Origin of the sequence: Effusibacillus consociatus (genome assembly GCF_042652925.1) — a bacterium.
Lineage (GTDB): Bacteria > Bacillota > Bacilli > Tumebacillales > Effusibacillaceae > Effusibacillus > Effusibacillus consociatus.
The window spans coordinates 1-3,571 of sequence record NZ_JBHSHC010000037.1 but is presented as its reverse complement, the minus strand read 5'-3'; the positions used below and the strand labels follow the sequence as shown (position 1 = coordinate 3,571).

5 protein-coding genes and 1 rRNA gene are annotated in these 3,571 nt (G+C 45.7%); 5 read left to right on the top strand and 1 reads right to left on the bottom strand.

Annotated elements, in window-relative coordinates:
- Positions 1-188 precede the first annotated feature (188 nt).
- From rrf to ACFO8Q_RS06185, 5 genes are all read left to right on the top strand, one after another.
- Positions 189-303, top strand: a 5S ribosomal RNA gene (rrf, locus tag ACFO8Q_RS06205).
- A gap of 203 nt (positions 304-506) precedes the next feature.
- On the top strand, positions 507-758 hold the full coding sequence (locus ACFO8Q_RS06200) for a CocE/NonD family hydrolase (protein WP_380024864.1): 252 nt from the start codon (positions 507-509) through the stop codon (positions 756-758).
- A 39-nt stretch (positions 759-797) separates the two neighbouring features.
- Complete coding sequence (locus ACFO8Q_RS06195; RefSeq protein WP_380024863.1) at positions 798-1,169, top strand: zinc ribbon domain-containing protein; 372 nt, start codon at positions 798-800, stop codon at positions 1,167-1,169.
- Positions 1,170-1,336: 167 nt separating this feature from the next.
- The gene (locus ACFO8Q_RS06190) at positions 1,337-1,690 is read left to right on the top strand and encodes an S-layer homology domain-containing protein (protein ID WP_380024862.1); all 354 of its coding nucleotides are present in this window, start codon (positions 1,337-1,339) and stop codon (positions 1,688-1,690) included.
- Positions 1,659-1,928, top strand: coding sequence for a hypothetical protein (locus ACFO8Q_RS06185; RefSeq protein ID WP_380024861.1), 270 nt, complete (start codon positions 1,659-1,661; stop codon positions 1,926-1,928). The genes ACFO8Q_RS06190 and ACFO8Q_RS06185 overlap by 32 nt, the downstream gene beginning before the upstream one ends.
- Positions 1,929-2,226: 298 nt before the next feature.
- On the opposite strand, the gene ACFO8Q_RS06180 is transcribed toward ACFO8Q_RS06185, so the two are convergent.
- Positions 2,227-3,189: an SAM-dependent methyltransferase gene (locus tag ACFO8Q_RS06180; protein WP_380024860.1), complete on the bottom strand. Its 963-nt coding sequence runs from the start codon at positions 3,187-3,189 to the stop codon at positions 2,227-2,229.
- Between the last annotated feature and the right edge of the window lie 382 nt (positions 3,190-3,571).

Genomic DNA, 3,571 nt, shown 5'->3' with positions numbered 1-3,571 from the left:
CCATCCCGAAAAAAGCAAAATAAGGGTCTGAAAGCCCCTTAAAGTTGCTGAAAGCCTCTTAAAGTGGTTGTTGAAAGTCCTTTGAAGGCTCTGCCAGTCCTGAAGGGTCTGTAAATCCCTGATGAGGTCTGCAAGCCCTTGTGGGTCTGACGGATGGATGGAAGCAAGTCGTACAACATCCCTGCATGTCTAGTGACAATGGCGGAGAGGACACACCCGTTCCCATCCCGAACACGGAAGTTAAGCTCTCCAGCGCCGATGGTACTTGGGCACGAGCCCTGGGAGAGTAGGTCGTTGCTAGGCACCATAAGACCTGATCTGTGGATCAGGTCTTTTTTGTTTTATGGGATTTTGTCTTATGCGAAAGGAAGTCCTCGGGTACTGCGTGCTGGAGGATATTGGAGAATGAAAAAGAATATAGATGTATAGCTAAAAAATTCAAAATTGATCGAAAGCGGGGGCGGCTTTTAGATATTTATTCATTCCGTTGGGGGGCGTAATTTTTTATGGAAACTTTTCAGGCGCTAATTGAAAAAAATGTTGCTTGTTCCATGAGGGACGGAACAATCCTTCGATCCGACATTTACCGGCCGAATGATAATGGAAGCTATCCTGTACTCCTCACACGACTGCCGTATAACAAAGATCTTCCTCATTATGCTCAGAGATTTTTGGATCCGATTCGGGCGGCCAGCAATGGAATATATCTTGTCAAAGAGCGAGGCGCAGATCAAAGACATCCTTCACAAAACAAGTAAAAGTATGCGGATTGGTGTGAAGAACAGCAAGTTAAATACGTGCTGGTAGGCGATGTAGAAGGCGTACAACGCAATACTTCAGCCAAAAAGAAAAAGAATCGGAGGAAACTTCCGCGCCAGGTAACGCAAAAATTATCGCAATGGCAGTTTGGAAAGCTGCAGGAGTATCTGACGTACAAGTTGCAGGCAAGAGGAATCCAGATACAGCAAGTGGATGAATCGTACACAACGCAAACAAGTCCTGTTTGCAGAAGACGGAAAAAAGTGTCTGGAAGAGTGTACAAGTGCAAATGCGGCTATCAACAGCATCGGGATATTCACGGGGCAAGCAATATTCTGGCGAAGTCGTTGTATGGGAACATACAACTAATTGTGGACAAGGTTCAGATGAAGTATCTACGAGTAGTGTAAACGAAAGTAGTAGAAGGTCTGGCACGACCCATGCCGAAAGGCATGTTGCTGATTTTGCGATCCTGTGTACTTATACTCGAAAGAGTAAGACTGTCCTAACGGACGGTCGCTAAGGCACGGTAAAGCGTAGATCAGAAACCCCAGCCTCTCGAAGTGAAGGCGGGGGAGTGTTCATAGGATATACGGATGGAACTTTCAAGCCCAACAAGCCGATTAATCGGGCGGAAGCTGTTATCACGGCTGTAAAACTCATGGGCTTAGAAGCGGAGGCTGAAGTCAAGCAGAATGTGACCTTAAATTTCAAAGATGCGGAAACCATTCAGAAGCACTATGGATGGGCTACAGGGTATATCGCGGTTGCACTCGAAAAAGGGTTATTTGATTCTAACGAGGACTCGCTTCAACTCGGGAAAGAGGCGAGCCGGGTGTGGGCAGCCAGCTTGCTCGTAAGGGCTGCTCAACAATTCGGGAGAGGTATTACCTCCGGAGTTGAAGAAGAAGAAAAAGCAAAAACATATTGAAATTGAAGGGGTAGTAACCGGGCTCAGTGAAAATTCGATTACAGTAGCCGATGAGGATCGCGGCGAAGTGAAGGTCGATTTGACCGATAAAATTCTCGTCTTCCATACGAAAGGCCGCGGCACCACTTCCGACATCGCAATCGGTGACAAGGTTGAGATCAAGTTGAAAAACGGCCGTGCGGTGCTTGTGGAGATTGGGCGGGAAGTGGAAAAGGTGGAAGGGACTGGGCCTCCGTAACAGAGGTGGTATATCAACCGTCTGCCCGACAAACTTCATTCGGTTCCACGGTAACAGGAGAGGTGGACGGCGGAAAATCTTATAAAGTAGTGGTGAATTCGGAATCCGGTCAACAATCTTTCTTTGTGACATCTCGTACGAAAATCAAATCGAAGGTGTTGGCGAGCCGACAATTTCAAATGTAAAGATTGAGGATCAAGTCAGAGCAAAACTTTGGGGAAATGTTGCTTTTAAGCTGAAGGTGGAAGAATAGAAGTAAGAAAAAGACGAGGCACATGTACCTCGTCTTTTTTGGTGGTCATTTTTTTATAAGATAAGCGGTGACCTCGTCACGGTTGTGAAACAGCTGTTTCACTTGAATTTTTTCGAATTCCGGCTCTAAAATCCGAACAAACTCTTCGACCGTTTTGAAAATCTTTTTATGCATAAGCTTAATTGTTACCACCAATACCCCGTCTTTACGCAGGCAGGGTGCCAGCCGATTTACAATTTTGGCTGTATGTAGCGGATCCCAACTCATATCACAAGTCATCATGTCAAAAGAGTCCTCTTCAAAGAATACCTCTGCTGTATTCGCTTTAACAAACTCCAGATTTGGATTCTCCAGCAATTCCGGATTCATTGCACCCGTATCAACCGCCGTAACTTGCAGCCCTTGATCCAGCAAAAAACTCGTCCATCCGCCCGGAGCTGCTCCCAAATCCAATGCCCGGTTGTAGGCGCTCAATTGAATGCCGAATACCACACATGCTTCCTCTAACTTAAAGCGAGAGCGGGACGCTTGATTCTCTTCCCTACGAAAACGGACTGCGCCACCCGGCCAGTCAGACAGATTCTCGATTGGTGTTGACATACCAAAATACGCCTGAGAACCGGTCAAGAATATAGACATCACGATATCCGGATTTTGAACGACAGGCACGGCTCCTTTTTCAAGCAAAAAGGGGTCCAAAGCTTCTTTCACTCCATATGTGGTGTAACCGAAATCCAGCCCCCCTACACGGCGAACCTGAATCGCGATCTTCGTTCCAGGTGATACTGTACTTATCAGCTTATTCTGCATTTCGATGAAGCGTAAAAAATCTTCTTTCGTCCGGTCAATCTCCTGAATCTCATCGATCGGTTGAATATGGCGAGTGAAAATCGGCTTTCCGGCCCGGACATTTTGGCTGAATGGCGAAAATGAAAGATCTGAGCGTACCCGAAAAATGCCTCTGTCCAGACCGGAGCGATTCTTTAATGAAGGATCGATTTTTTTCAATTCATCAAATGCATATGTTTCGTATCCGGGAGAGCAGGTTACGATTAGTGAATGATCAGTCAGGAAATTCAGCTCCCTTCGTAAAATTCTATCTGTAATCCTATCTTGTCAAAATCACTTGTGCAAGTGATCACATTTAAGATTGAACGAGATATCCAGCTCTTATTCAGTTCCATTAAGGATTTCGTGTGGATTTGTTCGTATTTTTCTATTGAGATTCAGGTGTTATACATGATAAGATTACTTCTGTCGCCGCGGTAATGCGGTTGACAAGGGGTTAGGAAATGTGGTATCTTTAAAAAAGTCGCTTTTTGCGAGCCATTAGCTCAGTCGGTAGAGCACCTGACTTTTAATCAGGGTGTCGATGGTTCGAGTCCATCAT

What these genes read in the sequence shown, in the direction of transcription:
- ACFO8Q_RS06200 (WP_380024864.1), top strand. Translation starts at nt 507, where the DNA reads ATGGAAACTTTTCAGGCGCTAATTGAAAAAAATGTTGCTTGTTCCATG.